The sequence below is a fragment of the Xanthomonas sp. D-36-1 genome, assembly GCF_017746155.1.
In the GTDB taxonomy this organism is placed as follows: Bacteria; Pseudomonadota; Gammaproteobacteria; order Xanthomonadales; family Xanthomonadaceae; genus Xanthomonas; species Xanthomonas cissicola.
On the sequence record NZ_JAGHWR010000008.1, the window covers coordinates 1 to 16511 of the forward strand.

Here is a 16511-nt window from a genome sequence, read left to right on the forward strand (position 1 = left end):
CATTGATCAGACCATCCCTAAAAACCAAAAAAAATGCCTGGCTGCAAGTGCCCAGAGTCATGACGACTTGGCCTGAATACGCGTTTTTGATTGTTTGTGCTTAAAAAAATATGAAATTTAGCGAAATTATTCTTTAAGCAGGCGCGACCGCTCTCTAGCATCGATTGTCAGCGCACCGTCATCTTCGTGACGGCGCCCATCTGGAGAGCGATAGAGATGACCAGCCACGCCGCGCGGCAACGCCGCCCGTTTCGTTCCACGTCGCCTGCGCGCTATGGCCGCATCAGCATGCTTGCGCTTGCCCTGAGCGGCGCCGTCGGCATGCTCGCCGCCGGCATCTACGGAAGCGCGCCGGCCAGTGCAGGCGCCACGGTCACCGCGCAGAGCGACACCGGTTTGACGCGCACTGCAACCGTCGATGCCAATGGCCGTTATGCCATCGGCAACCTTCCGGTGGGCACCTACACCGTCACCCTGCAGCGCGAAGGCCAGGCCGCCGAGACCCGCAAGAACATCGCGCTACGCGTCGGCGCCGGCACCGATGTGTCCTTCGGCAGCAGCAATGCGTCCGACGAGACTGCCACCCTTGGCACCATCACGGTGACCGGCAAGAACATCTCGCCGGTGGACGTCTCCGCCACTGCTTCACGTACCGTCATCACGGCCGAGCAATTGCAACGCCTGCCACTGGCGCGCTCGGGCGAAGCGATCGCGCTGTTGTCGCCCGGCGCGGTGCAAGGCAGCGGCTATTTCGGCAACGCCATTTCCTTCGGCGGCGCCGGCGTTACCGAAAACGCCTACTACCTCAATGGCTATCTCAGCTCCAATCCGCTGACCAACATCGGCGGGATCACCCTGCCGTTTGGTGCCATCGATCAGCAGGAAACTTATACCGGCGGCTATAGCGCCCGCTACGGCCGCTCGGCCGGGGGCGTGCTCAGCCAGGTCGGCAAGCGTGGCACCAACGAGTGGCATTTTGGCGCGCAGGCCTTGTGGCGTCCGAAGTCGCTGTCCAGCGACTACAAAAATGTCTTCTACCCCGATACCGCACCGCCTGCCGGCTATGAGTACAGCGATGAAAGCCTGCCCGGCACGCTTTACCGCAGCCGAAAGGACGACACCTTCTGGAACACGGTCTACAGCGTCTACGCCGGCGGCCCGCTGGTCGAAGACCGCCTGTTCGTGTTCGTTGCCGCAGAGCAGGAACGCACCGAAGGCGTTTCCACTGCACGCCGGGACGACCCGGTCATCGGCCGCAACAACTATCGCATCGATGAGCCGAAGGTCTACGCCAAGATCGACTGGAACATCAACGACAGCAATATTCTCGAACTGACCGGCGTCAAGAACAATTCTCGCGAAGGCGGTGCTTATACCGATTTCAACGGATACCCGGACGTTGTCAGCGACGCCAACGGCGCATTCGCCGATACGGTCAAGGTCAACGACCGCTACTACATCGGCAAGTACACCAGCTATATCACCGACGATCTGACACTGAGCGCCACTTACGGCAAGAGCCGCCAGACCGACTTCCGCAACAACCCCAGCACCGCACCTCTGCTGACCAACACCAATCTGCAGGACCCGGCCATCACCGGTGGCAGCGAGATCCGCAACAACCAGACCTCCAGCCAGGCACGCGACGGCGAAAACAAGACGCGCGGCCTGCGCATCGATCTGGAGTACGTGCTGGGCAGCCACACCCTGACCGCAGGTGTGGACAACATGTATTTCAATGCCGACAACGAGGGCGTCATCACCACGGGGCCAGGCTACCGCTGGATCTATGGCCGCTCTTCCCGCCCCACCTCGCCCATCAGCGCTGCGCTGGGCGTGGGTCCGGCAGGTGGCAACGGCTATTACGTGTATCGCTCGGTGTTCAATACGGCGACCAGCATGTCAGTCGCGCAGAAGGCTTACTTCCTCGAGGACAAGTGGCAAGTCAACGACAAGCTGCTGCTGACATTGGGTATCCGCAACGACAAGTTCACCAACTTCAACGATGTGGGCGAGGCTTACGTGACCAGTGGCGACCAATGGGCGCCACGCCTGGGACTGAGCTGGGATGTGTTCGGCGACTCGTCGCTGAAGGTCTACGGCAACGCAGGTCGCTATTACCTGGCGTTGCCCAACAGCGTGGCCATCCGTGGCGCATCGCCGTCCACTTTCACGCGCGAATACTTCACCTACTCCGGCATCGATGCGCAAGGCAGCCCGACCGGGCTGACGCCGGTCGCAGTGGATCCATCGGCCGGGTTCTCCTGTTCGGGCAACATCGTGTCGTCCAATCTGGAATGCGGCCAGGCACCGGATGCGGCCGGCATCGCCGCCACCGACCTGAAGTCGATGTACCAGGACGAGTTCATGCTCGGCTTCGACAAGACCCTGGGCGAGAGTTGGGTCACCGGCGCCAAGGCTACCTACCGCACGCTCGGCGCCACCATCGACGACGTCTGCGATGCGGACCGCATGCGGACAAAGTTGACGGCATCGGGCGTGGACCCGAGCACCGTCAACGTGCCTGGTTGCATCATCTTCAATCCCGGCGAAACCAATTCCTTCAGCCTCGCCAATCTCGACGGCTCGGGCCGCACCTCGGTGACGATGTCGCCCTCGGACTGGGGCTTCGACAAGAAGGCCAAGCGCACGTACCTGGCGGTGGACCTGTTCCTGCAGCATCCATTCGACGGTAAGTGGGAAGGCCGTATCGATTACACCTGGTCGCGCAACTTCGGCAATACCGAGGGCCAGGTGAAATCCGATATCGGGCAGACCGATGTGTCCAAGACCCAGGATTGGGACGCTGCTGCGCTGATGTGGTACTCGGGCGGGTATCTGGCCAACGATCGCCGCCATCAGATCAAGCTTTACGGCTCCTATCAGATCGCACCCGAATGGCTGATCGCGGGCAATATCCGCATCCTGTCCGGCACCCCGAAATCCTGCCTGGGATATGTGAGCATCAACGGCATCAGCGAAGATTCCGATGCCGGCGATCCGGTGGGCTATGGTTCTTCGTACCACACCTGCAATGGCCAACCGTCGCGTCCAGGCGATGCCGGCCGATTGCCGTGGACCAAGATCGTCGACCTGGGCCTGACCTATCGCCCGGCGTTCGCGGACAACAAGCTCGCCATGACCTTGCAGGCCTTCAACATCTTCAACGAGCGCAAGCCGCTGCAGGTGGATTCGACCTGGGAGGATAGTGCCTTCACGCTGTCCAATACCTACGGAATGGGGCTTTATTTCACCCAGCCGCGTTACGCCATGTTCTCCGTGTCGTACGACTACTGACGCACTCTCCCGTCAGCGTCGTTTCCCCAGCCCTGCAAAGGGCTGGGCTTTTCTTGCATCCACGCCCAGCTTCGGCTGGGCGTTTCGTTTGCGCGGACGATTGCCGCGGCTGACCCATGCGACACACGTGAGCGGCGAGGTATCGCCGAGCATCACAAGGATGACGCGTGCCGCGTTGACGGTTCGGCGCAAGCACGCAATCTTGCGTGGCGCTTGTGCGGTCGCTATCGCTGCGGTAAACCTACGCCACCGGACGGTGATGTGCATCCGGGTCGCGCTGGTCCTTTCCGCAGTTCCGTTCTGGAGGTGGATGATGGTTCGCACGCAATCGCAGGTTTCTTCCCGTCCCCTTGGCATCGACCCCTCGCGCGTTCTGGCGATGAGCACGGCCGTGGCATTGCACCTCCTGGCGGGCGGGTTGTTGTTGATTCCGCTCTCGCACCGGGCCATTCCACAGCAGACCGCGCCAAAAGAGCGCTGGCTCATGCCGGTCAGCATCCCGACGCCACCACCCCCGCTGGCGTTTCCAGTCGAAGTCACGTTCACGCCGAAAACGCATTCACCGACCAAGACGCTCCAGGCGCCGGTACAGACTCCGATGGTCACTGAAACATCCCTGGTCGACAGCGCACCGTCTGCCGTTGCCGCAACGGTCTCCGACGTCGTTGCAGACAGTACCCCGACTACCACCACCGACCCCAGTGGACCGATCGAAGCAGGCCAATTGCAGTATCTGAGTTCGCCAGCGCCGAGCTATCCGACGGCCGCACTGCGCGCAGGTCAGCAGGGCACGGTCCTGCTGCGCGTACTGGTCGGCACCGATGGGCGTCCGGCCGAAGTCAGCGTGCAGACCAGCAGTGGTCATCGCATGCTCGACCTGGCCGCGCGTAGCCAGGTGCTGCGCAACTGGCGCTTCCAGCCGGCGATGCAGAACGGTCAGGCCGTGCAGGCCTATGGTCTGGTGCCGGTGAGTTTCTCGCTGAATTGAGCGGACCGGATGCGGCGGCCTGCAACCGCAGCCGCCGCATCGCTATGGCTCTGCACACACGGTTCGTTAGCCGCGCTTATGCGCGGTGATACGGATGGTTGGCCAGCATCGCCGCGGCGCGATACAGCTGCTCGGCGACGATCAGGCGCACCAGCATGTGCGGCAGGGTGAGCGGGCCGATCGACCAGCTTTCGCTGGCGCTCTTCAGCACCTCCGCCGCATGGCCTTCCGGGCCGCCGATGAGAAACGCCAGGTCGCGGCCCTGCCCGCGCCAATGCTCCATGCGCTGGGCAAGCTGTTCGGAACTGAGCGGGCGCCCCGGCACATCAAGCGCCACCACATAGGCATTTTTCGGCAGCGCAGCGAGCACGCGGCGGCCTTCGTCGTCGGTCGCGCGCTGCGCATCGCGGCCCTTGCCGCGCAGGCCGGGTTCGATCTCGACCAGCTCCAGCGGCATCCAGTGCGAAAGACGTTTTTGATATTCGGCAAAACCTTGCGCCACCCAGCTCGGTGCGCGCTCGCCGGTGGCGATGAGTCGGCATTTCATGGCGACATGATATCCGCGTCACAGCCCGGGCAGTCCGCGGCCATTTGTCACTGCGTGTCATGGTGTGGTTACAGCTGGCAATTAGTGTCGCCCGACCACCCAGCCACGCAGGAGTCGTTCGATGCCGATTTTCGATCCCGCCCGCCGCCAGGTTCTCAAGGGCAGTGCTGCCGTCATGACCGCCGGCGCCCTTGGCAGCTTGAGCGCGTTGCAGTCGCGCCAGGCCCAGGCCGCCACCTCGCACTCCACGCAACTTGCACCGGTCCCGAGCCGGTACGGCCCACTCGCCCCGGTCGCCGACCAGAGCACCGGTTTGCCGCTGCTGCAGCTGCCACAGGGTTTCAGCTATCGCTCGTTCGGCTGGAGCGGCGACCGCATGGACGACGGCCAGCCCTGCCCCGACCGGCATGACGGCATGGCCGTGGTCGGCCTGCGCCGACCCGACTGGCGTCCCGGTAGCGACCCGCTGCGCGGCCTGGAATATGTGCTGATCCGCAACCACGAACGCGGCGCGGGCAGCGCGTTCCGCGCCCCGGCGATGTACGACACCGGCACCCTCAGCGGCACCCAGCAGGCCGGCGGCGGTACCACCACCCTGAGTTATGGCCGGCGCGGCTGGGGCAGCCTGGAGCCGAGCCTGGGCGGCACGCTGGTCAACTGCGCCGGCGGCCCTACGCCATGGGGCACCTGGCTGAGCTGCGAAGAGATCAAGACCAATGCGGTCTCCAGCACCGGCCGCAAGCATGGCTATGTGTTCGAGGTGGACCCGGACAGCCACCGCACCACCGGCCGCCCGCTGGTGGGACTTGGCCGTTTCAGCCACGAAGCGGTGGCGGTCGATCCGCGCACCGGCATCGTCTATCTCACCGAAGACGACCGCAACAAGGCCGGCCTGTATCGCTTCATTCCCAACGACCGCCGCGGCCGTCATGGTTCACTGGAAAACGACGGCCGGCTGCAGGCCGCGCGCGTGCGCGGGCGCCGCAATGCCGACCTCACCGTGGCCAGCATCGGCCAGCAATTCCAGCTCGAATGGGTGGATGTCTCCGACCCCGACCTGGACAGCATCGCCGCACCAACCGGCTTTGCCGACATCGGCGCCAACGACACCCTGAGCGGCCCGTTCGCACAGGCCTGGGCCGATGGCGCGCTGCGCATGAGCCGCGGCGAAGGCATCTGGTACAGCTACGGCAAGATGTTCATCGTCGACACCAGCACCGGCGTGGATGCGCAGGGTCGCCGCGGTTACGGCAACGGTGCGGTGTGGGTGCTGGACCTGTTTACCCAACGCCTGAGCGCGCTGTTCGTCAGCGGCAATCAGCTGGCCGCGCACAATCCGGACAACGTGACGGTGAGTGCGCGCGGCGGCGTGGTGTTGTGCGAAGACGGCGGCGAAAGCCCGGACGAGTACGGCCCCGGCGCGCGTCTGCTCGGCCTGACGCGCAACGGCGAGTCGTTCTATCTGGCCAAGAACAATGTGCAGCTGACCTCACAGCAGATTGCCGATGCCGGCAAGACCATTGCCGAAGGCGACTACCGCGACACCGAGTTCTGCGGCGCGTGCTGGGACCCGTTGGCGCGCACCTTGTTCGTCAACATCCAGACGCCGGGCATCACCCTGGCCATCACCGGGCCGTGGGAACGCGGACCGCTGTAAGTGCGTGGCGCTACGCGCCGGCGGTGCGCATGCCCCAAACAGCGCGTGGCAGGGAATGCATGACGCCGGCCGATTGCGCAGCGTACGCCCCAAACGACAACGGCGCCCAAGGGCGCCGTTATTGTCTCTGCACGCCTACGGCGCACCTGCGCAGACTCAGCGCAGTTCGTCGGACTCGTCTTCGTCGGACGGGCGTTGATCGCCCACGGTCCACAGACGCTCCAGTGCATAGAACTCGCGCACGCGCGGCAGCATCACATGCACCACCACATCGCCCAGGTCGACCAGCACCCATTCGGCTTCGCGCTCGCCTTCCACGCCCAGCGGCATCACGTCCAGACGCTTGGCGAACTTGACCACTTCGTCAGCGATCGACTTGACGTGGCGGGTCGAGGTGCCCGAGACCACCACCATGTAGTCGCAGACGCTGGACTTGCCGCGCACATCGATCTCGACCACGTCCTTGGCTTTGAGTTCTTCGACAGCCTCGCGCACGGTAGCCAACAGGGCCGGCACGGACGGCGGCGGGTTCGGAAGGGAGGTCTTGATGACTTGGGCTTGGCTGGTCAAAGCGGCAACTCGATGGAATTGGCGTGAATTATAGGCCGGTCCGGCCGGACGCGTGTTCAGGTAGCCGGGCGGACGCTGCGGTACAGGCCTTCGCGCTGGATCATTCCGGCCACCGGCGGCGGCACCAGACTCTGCCATTGCGCACCGGTGGCGATGCGTGAACGCACCATACTGGCCGATTCGCCGCGCAGTGGCTGATGCAGCAGATACAGGCGACCCGCCGGCGCGCCGAGCAGCTCGTCGGCGCTGGCGACCCAACGGCCCTGCACCGCCGCGGCCAGCTGCGGCGCGTCGGCCAGCGCCAATGCAGTGCCCGGTCGGGCGGCAACCACGAAATGCGCCAGCCCGAACAACGCCTCCCACTGATGCCAGTGGTGCAGCCCAATGAAGGCATCGGCGCCGAGCAACCAGGCGATCGGCGCCGCGGGGCCGAGTTCGGCACGCAGCCCGCGCAGGGTATCGACCGTGTAGGACGGCGCATCGCAATGCGCGGCGCGCTGCAGTTCGCGGGTATCCAGTTGCAGCCCTGGATGGTTGGCCAGCGCCAGTTTCAGCATCTGCGCACGTTGCGCGGCGGTGGCACCGGGTGCAGGACGATGCGGCGGGTCGGCAGCCGGCACCAGCCGTACGCACGCGCCCAGTTCCTCGCGCGCCGCGCAGGCGATGGCCAGATGGCCCAGGTGGATCGGATCGAAGGTGCCGCCGTAGTAAAGGTGGAGCTGGGAATCGGGATTCGGGATTCGGGAATCGGAAGAGCCGGGGTCTGCAACGTGGTCGGGATGGGAGTGTTGCTGTTCCTGCGATCCGGAAGAGCCGATTGCACGGCTGCCCTGCGCAAGCTGGTCGGAATGGGCTCGCTGCCGGTCACCCTGCCCTTCCCGGCTCCCCGGTCCCGGGTCCCGGGTCCCGGCGTCCCTGGCCTTCACGCCAACAATCTCACCGCGCGGGCTTCGGCCACGGCCACCAGCAGGCGTTCCAGACCAACCCAGGCGTCGCCGTCGGCGCGACCTTTGGCCATGCGATCGACCAGCCCGGCTTCGGCGACGAAGCGTTCCCAGCGGTGCGGTTCGGGGTGACGCTGCAGCGCGCGCTTGAAGGGCGCCTGGCGCGATTCCCACAGCCCCTGCGCCTTCATTTCGGCGGCCAGGTTGCCGCCGTTGGCCTGCACCTTCGCCAATGCCGCGGTGCGTAGCAGTTCCTTGATCAGGATCGGCATCAGCGCGGCGACCGCCTCGCCTTCGCCGCGCAGGCCAGCAAGCATGCGGATCACCGCGGCCGGCTGCCCGGAAAACGTGGTTTCGGCCAGCCGGAACACGTCATAGCGCGCGGCATCGGCCACCAGCGATTCCATCACCTCCAGATCCAGCGTCTTGCCGTCGGCCAACAGGGCGAGCTTGTCGATTTCCTGCGCGGCGGCGAGCAGGTTGCCTTCCACCCGCTCGCTCAGGCGCTGCACGGCAGCGGCGTCGGCGCGCAGGCCGTGCGCGCGCAGGCGGCGCTCGATCCAGTCGGACAGTTCGTGCGGCTTGATCGCCCAGGCCACCGCGATGGTGCCGATGCGACCGACCGCCTCCGCCCACTTGCCGTGATGCGCCTTGCTCCAGTCGTTGGCGGTGATCAGCAGCACCACGTCCGGCGGTGGGTTGGCGCAGAAGCGGCTGATGACCTCGGCCCCGTCCTTGCCGGGCTTGCCACTGGGCAGGCGCACTTCGACCAGGCGGCGCGGACTGAACAGGCTGGGCGCATTGAAGCTGGCGTCAAGCTGATTCCAGTCGAACTCGCGGCCGTCGGCATCGAACACTTCGCGTTCGCCGATGCCTTCGGCGCGCGCGCGCGCGCGCACCGCATCGGCGGCCTCAAGCACGCGCAAGGTCTCGGGGCCGGCGATCAGATACACCGGCTGCAATGGCTGGCTGGACTGGCCGGCCAGCTGCTCTGGGCGAAGTTCCATGACCGGAAACGCGGGGCGCGGCTTAATTGCCCGACGTGGGCGCGGGCGGCAACGAGGCCGGCACGCTGGATTCGGGCGTCGTGGTCGGCTGCGCTGGCGCCGTCGGAGCCGGCGGCAATGGCGCGGTCGGAGTGCTCTCCAGACCTTCGCCGCGCTGCAGGCGTGCGCGCACCACGCTGTCGATACGGCGCAGGATCGAGGCCGACATGTCCCTGCGCAGTTCGTCGGCAAGGATTTCGCGCTCGGTTGCCGTACCGGTGGCGTCCACCGGTGGCGACACGTAATCGCGCGACAGCTCGATCACCTGCTGCGGCACCAGCACCGAACCATTGGCGGTGGTGACGGTGAAAATGGCCGCGTAGCGCAGGCTGTATTCCTGTGCACGGCCCTGGCTGTCGATGGCGATCGGCAGATCGCCCCAACGCTCGGACAACACCTGCACCTGGGCAAAGCCGGTCTTGGCATCATCGTCGGCCAGCGTGGCGCCGGAGGCCTTGAGACCCCGCCGCAACAGCTTGGCCAGCTCGCTGTACTGCACGGCGGACTGCACCTTCACCGCCGGTGTGTCGGGCGGCAACGCCAGCGCATTGCGCAAATGGAAGCCGCAGGCGGTGAGGCTCGAGACGAGCACGAGGGACGCAGCGAAGGCAGTAGGAAATCGAATCATGGGCACAGTCTGGATGAGCGCCCCGGCGGCGGCAACAGGCGGCTAGCCTGCCCGAGACCGCGTGAACGGGGCTTGAGAGGGCGCCGCGAAAAACTGCGGCGCCCCAGGAATGAAAAACGCGTCGCCACGCGCCAGTGAAACGGATGGTCGAGAAACCACTGCAAACTCCCCCACGCGCCCGTGCGCGCCAGCGAAGGGCAGTGGCGAAAACGAAAGCCGTGCCCACGTAAGCCACGCCACGCGCCGATGCACTGGTGTCCCTGAAAGCCCAGCAGCGCGTCGTCACGCACTGATGGAACAAACGCCGCAGACGCCTGGCGCTTCGCGCCGATCACCTCTCGCCTTCGGTGTTGCCGCGCGCCCACGCAGTGCATGGCCAGAGCCGTCGCAGCAGCACACCCGCACATCGCACGCCGGTGCAGTGTGCAGCAGCCGCAGCGGCAACATCACCGATGCGTGCTGACCGCGTCAGCACCCATATGCGCGCTGGAACGCCCGGCCTTCTTACCTACCCTTGCCACGCCGGTCCGGCGCACTGCCCGGGCCGGCGAAGGCAAGCCAACGGATCAGCAAAACTTACCCCGCCACGATGTTCACGATCTTGCCGGGCACGATGATGATCTTGCGCACGCTGAGACCTTCGAGGAACTTGGCGGCGTTCGGCTCGGCCTGCGCCAGCGCTTCGATCTGTTCGCGGGTCGCGTCGGCAGCGACGTCGATCGTGCCGCGTAATTTGCCGTTGATCTGCACTGCCAGCGTCAACGCATCGCGCACCAGCGCGCTGGCATCGGCCTGCGGGAAGGCCACGTTCTCCAGCAGAGTCTCACCACGGCCCAGGACCTGCCACAACGCGTGGCTGGCGTGCGGGGTGATCGGATTGAGCAGCAGCACCATCGCTTCCAGCGCTTCCTGGCGCACCGCGCGGCCCTGTTCGCTGATGTCGTCGAACTTGGCCAGCGCGTTGGACAGTTCCATCACTGCGGCAATGGCGGTGTTGAAGCTGTGGCGGCGGCCATAGTCGTCGCTGACCTTGCCGATGGTCTCGTGGGTCTTGCGGCGGATCGCCTTCTGTTCGGCGGTCAATGCGGCGACATCCAGCGCGGCGGCTGCGCCCTCGCCTACATGCTTGTGTACCTGCACCCACAGCCGGCGCATGAAGCGCGCCATGCCGTCCACGCCGGCCTCGTTCCATTCCAGCGACTGCTCCGGCGGCGCGGCGAACATCGAGAACAGCCGCACCGTATCGGCGCCGTACTTGGCCACCATCGATTGCGGATCCACGCCGTTGTTCTTGGACTTGGACATCTTCTCGGTGCCGCCGATCTGCACCGGCTGGCCGTCGGCGATCAACACTGCGCCAGTGACACGGCCACGCTCGTCGCGCTGGATCTCGACGTCGGCCGGGTTGATCCAGTCCTTGCCGCCGTTATCGGCATCGCGATAGAAGGTGTCGGCGATGACCATGCCCTGGGTGAGCAGATTGGTCACCGGCTCGTCGCTGTCCACCAGCCGCGCATCGCGCATGAGCTTGTGATAGAAGCGGAAGTACATCAGGTGCAGGATCGCGTGCTCGATGCCGCCCACGTACAGGTCGGCCGGCATCCAGTAATTGGCGCGGCGGTCGACCATGTCGCGTGCCTTCGGGCTGGTGTAGCGCGCCACGTACCAGCTCGATTCCATGAAGGTGTCGAAGGTATCGGTCTCGCGCTCGGCCGGGCCGCCGCAGTCCGGGCAGGTGGTCTGGCGCCAGTTCGGGTCGGTCTTGATCGGCGAACCGGTTCCGGAGAATTCCACGTTCTCCGGCAGTACCACCGGCAGCTGGTCTTCCGGTACCGGCACTGAGCCGCACTTGGCGCAATAGATCACCGGAATCGGGCAGCCCCAGTAACGCTGGCGGCTCACGCCCCAGTCGCGCAGGCGGTAATTGACCCGGCGCTGGCCCTGCCCCTTGCGCTCGAAGCGCTCGGCCAGTGCTTCGAAGGCGCCGCCGAAATCCAGGCCATCGAACTCGGCCGAATTGATCAGCTCCAGCTCGCGGCTCTTGTCGGTGTACCAATCGCGCCAGTGAGTGGCGTCCCAGGTCTGCTCTTCTTCGTTGCGCGGCTCGCGCAGCTTGACCACCTGCACGATCGGCAGGCCGTACTTGTTGGCGAATTCGAAATCGCGCTGGTCGTGGCCGGGAACGGCCATCACCGCGCCGGTGCCGTAGCCCATCAGCACGAAGTTGGCCACCCACACCGGCACCTGCTCGCCGCTGATCGGGTGAACCGCGGTCAGGCCGGTCGCCATGCCGCGTTTTTCCTGGGTTTCCAGCTCGGCTTCTGACACGCCGCCGTGCTTGAGCGTTTCCAGCAGCGCGGCCAGTTCCGGGTTGGATTTGGCCGCGTGCAACGCCAGCGGATGCTCGGCGGCGATCGATACGAAGGTCACGCCCATCAGCGTGTCCGGGCGGGTGGTGAACACACGCAAAGGGTCCAGCGCAGCGCCATTGGTGTCGCGCACGTCGAACTGGATTTCCAGCCCTTCCGAGCGGCCGATCCAGTTGCGCTGCATCGTCTTGACCGAATCCGGCCAGCCGTCCAGCTGGTCCAGACCGTCGAGCAGTTCCTGGGCATAATCGGTGATGCGCAGGAACCACTGCGGGATCTCGCGCTTTTCCACCACCGCGCCGGAGCGCCAGCCACGGCCGTCGATGACCTGCTCGTTGGCCAGCACGGTCTGGTCGATCGGGTCCCAGTTCACCACCGCATTGCGGCGGTACGCCAGGCCCTTGCGCATCAACCGGGTGAACATGCGCTGCTCGTGCACGTAGTAGTCCGGCGTGCAGGTGGCGAACTCGCGCGACCAATCGATGGCGTAGCCCAGCGATTTCAGCTGCGCGCGCATGTGCGCGATGTTGGCGTAGGTCCACTTGGCCGGCGCGGTCCTGTTCTTGATGGCAGCGTTTTCCGCCGGCAGCCCGAACGCATCCCAGCCCATCGGCTGCAGCACGTTGTGGCCGGTCATGCGCTTGTAGCGGCTGACCACGTCGGAGATGGTGTAGTTGCGCACATGGCCCATGTGCAGCGCACCGGACGGGTACGGCAGCATCGACAGGCAATAGAACTTGGGTTTCTCCGAGTTCTCGTCGACCTGGAAGGCGCGGGTGGCATCCCAGAACTGCTGGGCGGAGGTTTCGACCTGCTGCGGGTCGTAGACGTTCGGTTCGACGGTGGACATTGGGAGCGGATGCTAGGGCGGTGCAAAGCGGTACAGGGTACCGCAGTGCAGCAGGTGGACCAAACCGTTACCGCAGCGTGGCCGGCTTCTGGGGCCAGATCCAGCCCGCCACTGCCAGCCAGCCGACCCAGGCCAGGAACGCCAGCCGTTGCGCAATGGCCTGGCGCACCAGGCCCGGCGGGCCGAATGCCAGCACCGCCACCAGCAGCCCTGCCGCCAGGCTCAGCCAGGCCAGTCCGCGGGTCTTGGCACCGTTGAGCAGCGCGGCGGCAATCAACAACATGCCCGGCACGAACGCCACGGCCCACAACAACCAGGCGGTGGCGTGGGCCTGGCTGGCGCGGCCATCCAGATCGGCGGGGTCCAGCGGCAGCATACCCATGCCCAGAAAGGCCAGGCCGGCCAGCACGATCAACTGCCCGCCCACGCGCAGACTCCAGCTCGCCTTGGGTGGCATGCGCGCCAGCAGGCTGACCCCGGTGGCCATGCCCAGCGCGCCCACCAGCACGAACGCGACCAGATTGAAGCCCAGCGCATGCGGCACGCCCTGCGCGCCCAACAGCGCCACCGGATGGCTGGCCTGCAGATAGCCCGGCAGCGTGACGCCGAAACCGGCCAGCGCCAATACGAAAACCGTTGCGGCGATCAGGCCCATGTAGCGCTGTGCGCGCTCGGTGGTTGCCATTGGCTTACTCCAACACGGGGCGCGAAGCGCCGCCAGGACGCGGCATTGTCGTGCCGGCCGGGCGCGGCGTGAACCCCCGGTGCTCACACGGCCATGCGGAAGGCGCCCGACCCGGGCACGTGCGCGCGTCATTGCCGCTAGGCTTGTGTCAGCCGCGTTTGCCACCATTACCTCCCACTGTCGCCGTACTTAACTTCTGGAAGCCCATGTCCGACAAGCCGCATGTATTCGATGCCACCACCGACACCTTCGAGACCGAAGTCCTGCAGAAATCGTTGACCACACCGGTCCTGGTGGACTTCTGGGCCACCTGGTGCGGCCCCTGCAAGTCGCTGACGCCAATCCTGGAAAAGCTGGCCGGCGAGTACAACGGTGCGTTCGAGCTGGGCAAGGTCGACGTGGACAAGGAACAGCAGATCGCCGCGGCGTTCCAGATCCGTTCGGTGCCGACGGTGTTCCTGGTCAAGGGCGGCGAGATCGTCGACGGCTTCCCCGGCGCGATGCCGGAAGGCCAGGTGCGCGAATTCCTGACCCAGCACGGCGTGCTGCCGGCCGAGCCGCAGGTGGCCGAAGATGTGCCGCTGGCGCCGCTCGACCCGCAGGCGCAAGCCGCGGCGCTGCGTGAAGCGGTCGCCGCCGAACCGGACAAGGACGAACTCAAGCTGGACCTGGCGCTGGCGCTGCTCAAGACCGGCGACACCACCGAGGCCGAGCAGTTGATCGACGCCCTGCCCGCCAATCTGGCCGCCGACGATCGCGCGGTGCGCGCCAAGGCGCGGCTGAGTTTTGCCAACGTCCTCAAGGACGCCCCGGACGCCGGCGCCTTGCAGGCCGCCGTGGATGCCAACGGCGCCGACCTGCGCGCCCGCCACCTGCTCGGCGTGCGCCATCTGCTCGACGGCAACGACGAAGCGGCGCTGGAGCAGTTCCTGGAAATGCTGCGCCAGGACCGCAGCTTCGACGACAACCTGCCGCGCCGTAGCCTGATCGATGCCTTCCGCGTGATCGAGGACGAAGACCTGGTCGGCCGCTATCGTCGCAAGATGTCGGCGCTGGTGTTCTGACAGCCAGTGGCGCTGCGGCGCCACACGGACACGTAGGAGCGGACCCGGCCGCGACCAGGCGGTACTCGCCAGTCCTCGATAAGATATTCGCGGAGAGCGCGCCGTCGCGGCCAGGTCCGCTCCTACGAAAACTGCACCACCACGGTGGGCTCTTGCCCGGTGTGCACCAAGCGGCAATGCACACCATGCGACTGCGTAAGCGGAGATGACCCACCGCCTGGACTGGCTCGCAGTACGAACACGACCGTCTCAATGTCGGCATGCGGCAAGCCTCCATACGCATGCGAATGTTATGCTGGGCACTTTCCCTCGCCAAGGAAACAGGCCCGCATGCGCGTATCGTTGTTCAAGTTAGGCATCAATCTTTGGCCGCCGTTCTTGTTCGCCGGCATCCACGTCACCGTGCTCTCGGCCGACTACCGTTTTGCGCGGGTGGAGCTGCGCCAGCGCCCGTGGAATCGCAACTATGTCGGCACCCATTTCGGCGGCAGCCTGTTTGCGATGACCGACCCGTTCTGGATGCTACTGACCATGCAGAATCTGGGCCGCGATTATTACGTGTGGGACAAGGCCGGCAGCATCGACTTAGTCAAGCCCGGGCGCGGCACGGTAACGGCGGATTTCGTCATCGACGACAGCGTGCTGGCGCAATTGCGCGAGGCCACCGCAAACGGCGAGAAACATCTGCACTGGTTCGAGAACACGGTCTACAACCGCGACGGCGAAGTGGTCGCACAGGTCCGCAAGCAGCTCTACGTCAAACGCAAGCCGGCCCGCTGAGGATGACGGCCGTGCTGCTGCCATGCCAGCTGATGCGGCGATGCATGCTTCGCTCACCTCGCCGCTCACGCAACGGATGATGCCGGCGCGAAACCTGCATGCCCTCACGACCAGCTGCAGGCGCCGCAGCAGGAACCGCGGCGTCCGCACCGCGCCAACGAAAAACGATCTGAAACTTTCATACGCAATGGGCAGCGACGCCTTACTGCCGACCGCCTTCATATCGGCGGCAACTTCCTAGGCGGCGCCCGCACCGAACGCTTCAATACGCTCCTGCAAACGGGTATCCGCCCATTGCACGTTTTCCGCCTGCACTGCGAGCTGCTCGTCCGACGGCTCTGCAAACGGGCGATCCTTCAGACCTGCACGCAGTTGCGCCTTCAGGCGTTTGCAAGCGGCGCCACAACGCGCTGCGCAAGACCGCTGCGTCGCCGAAGAAGAGCCACCTGCCGGTCGCCTGGATGCTGTCCAGCGCGATGCTGGCGTTCCGCGCGCGCTGATGCAGCGCGGGAGGATTCGCCCGCTTCCGGACGCCACGGACCGGTCTGGGCGGCGAATCATTTGCCAGACCCGAGCAGTGTCACTGTCAGCGCCCAATCGCCGTAAAAAAAGCGCGAATCGGCGGCGCAACGCACGAAGCGCGAGCCTGACGTCACTCGCTAAATGCGCACGCTTGCCTGTTTACTCAAGTCAGCTATGAAGGCTGTAGTGGCCACAGGGGTTTCGGCACCTCAGGTGATACTCGTCTCGAATGACCTCGCTTAGCATGCGGTCCGTTGCCGCAATCCTGAAGCGCAGCACCTGTGTTGGCCTGCACCCACGTCGACCTGCTCGCCATGGACGCGCATCCGGGACACTGCTGACGAGACAGAGACCGGCCAACGGCCGAACTCCAGCGCCTTTAAAAAACCGCGCTCTGTCACGTACGCCACATTGATGCGGACCAAGCGCCGTTTCGGAACCTCATTTGGTTCGCGTACGGCGATAGAAGATCTGCTGTGCAGACAGGCGGCATAGGGCTCTGGTAGTTCAATTTTCGCGCAGTGCATTCACCACCTCGCCTCCATCACTACCGGCAGGCTCAGG

General features: G+C 65.5%; 12 protein-coding genes and 1 pseudogene. 6 read left to right on the top strand and 7 right to left on the bottom strand.

The genetic code is table 11. From position 1 onward, the window contains the following. The first annotated feature begins 216 nt into the window (after positions 1-216). Together J7367_RS02670 and J7367_RS02675 are read left to right on the top strand one after the other, a co-directional pair. A complete protein-coding gene (locus J7367_RS02670) occupies positions 217-3297 on the top strand; it encodes a TonB-dependent receptor (protein WP_057659856.1) in 3081 nt (1026 codons plus the stop codon). A 310-nt stretch (positions 3298-3607) separates the two neighbouring features. Then, positions 3608-4285 carry an energy transducer TonB gene (locus J7367_RS02675; RefSeq protein ID WP_057659858.1) on the top strand — a complete coding sequence of 226 codons (678 nt, stop codon included), beginning with the start codon at positions 3608-3610 and terminating at the stop codon, positions 4283-4285. Positions 4286-4361: 76 nt separating this feature from the next. On the opposite strand, the gene rlmH is transcribed toward J7367_RS02675, so the two are convergent. Then, entirely contained in the window at positions 4362-4832 is a 471-nt protein-coding gene (rlmH, locus tag J7367_RS02680; RefSeq protein WP_003486825.1) for a 23S rRNA (pseudouridine(1915)-N(3))-methyltransferase RlmH, read from the bottom strand. 121 nt (positions 4833-4953) lie between these two features. Between rlmH and J7367_RS02685 the strand changes: the two genes are divergently transcribed. After that, on the top strand, positions 4954-6489 hold the full coding sequence (locus tag J7367_RS02685; RefSeq protein ID WP_057659860.1) for an alkaline phosphatase PhoX: 1536 nt from the start codon (positions 4954-4956) through the stop codon (positions 6487-6489). 156 nt (positions 6490-6645) lie between these two features. Here J7367_RS02685 and rsfS read toward each other — a convergent pair whose 3' ends face one another. The 6 genes from rsfS to J7367_RS02715 form a co-directional block, all read right to left on the bottom strand. After that, positions 6646-7059: a ribosome silencing factor gene (gene rsfS, locus J7367_RS02690; protein ID WP_005912943.1), complete on the bottom strand. Its 414-nt coding sequence runs from the start codon at positions 7057-7059 to the stop codon at positions 6646-6648. Positions 7060-7115: 56 nt separating this feature from the next. Next, a complete protein-coding gene (gene nadD / locus J7367_RS02695; protein ID WP_057659862.1) occupies positions 7116-7985 on the bottom strand; it encodes a nicotinate-nucleotide adenylyltransferase in 870 nt (289 codons plus the stop codon). Next, positions 7982-9010, bottom strand: a complete 1029-nt coding sequence (gene holA, locus J7367_RS02700; protein ID WP_057659864.1) for a DNA polymerase III subunit delta — start codon at positions 9008-9010, stop codon at positions 7982-7984. Before holA ends, nadD begins: the two co-directional genes overlap by 4 nt. Before the next feature lie 22 nt (positions 9011-9032). Then, positions 9033-9677, bottom strand: a complete 645-nt coding sequence (gene lptE, locus J7367_RS02705; protein ID WP_005912936.1) for an LPS assembly lipoprotein LptE — start codon at positions 9675-9677, stop codon at positions 9033-9035. Positions 9678-10253: 576 nt separating this feature from the next. Beyond that, on the bottom strand, positions 10254-12896 hold the full coding sequence (gene leuS, locus J7367_RS02710) for a leucine--tRNA ligase (RefSeq protein ID WP_057659866.1): 2643 nt from the start codon (positions 12894-12896) through the stop codon (positions 10254-10256). 67 nt (positions 12897-12963) lie between these two features. Continuing rightward, a complete protein-coding gene (locus J7367_RS02715; protein WP_007962219.1) occupies positions 12964-13581 on the bottom strand; it encodes a DUF998 domain-containing protein in 618 nt (205 codons plus the stop codon). Positions 13582-13787: 206 nt separating this feature from the next. On the opposite strand from J7367_RS02715, the gene trxA reads away from it, so the two are divergent. The 3 genes and pseudogenes from trxA to J7367_RS02730 all read left to right on the top strand — a co-directional run bounded on the left by trxA (position 13788) and on the right by J7367_RS02730 (position 15925). Continuing rightward, positions 13788-14645, top strand: coding sequence for a thioredoxin (trxA, locus tag J7367_RS02720; protein ID WP_057659868.1), 858 nt, complete (start codon positions 13788-13790; stop codon positions 14643-14645). 330 nt (positions 14646-14975) lie between these two features. Continuing rightward, complete coding sequence (locus J7367_RS02725) at positions 14976-15425, top strand: DUF4442 domain-containing protein (protein ID WP_209028896.1); 450 nt, start codon at positions 14976-14978, stop codon at positions 15423-15425. A 22-nt stretch (positions 15426-15447) separates the two neighbouring features. Beyond that, positions 15448-15925: pseudogene (locus tag J7367_RS02730) on the top strand (hypothetical protein). The last annotated feature ends 586 nt before the right edge of the window (positions 15926-16511 follow it).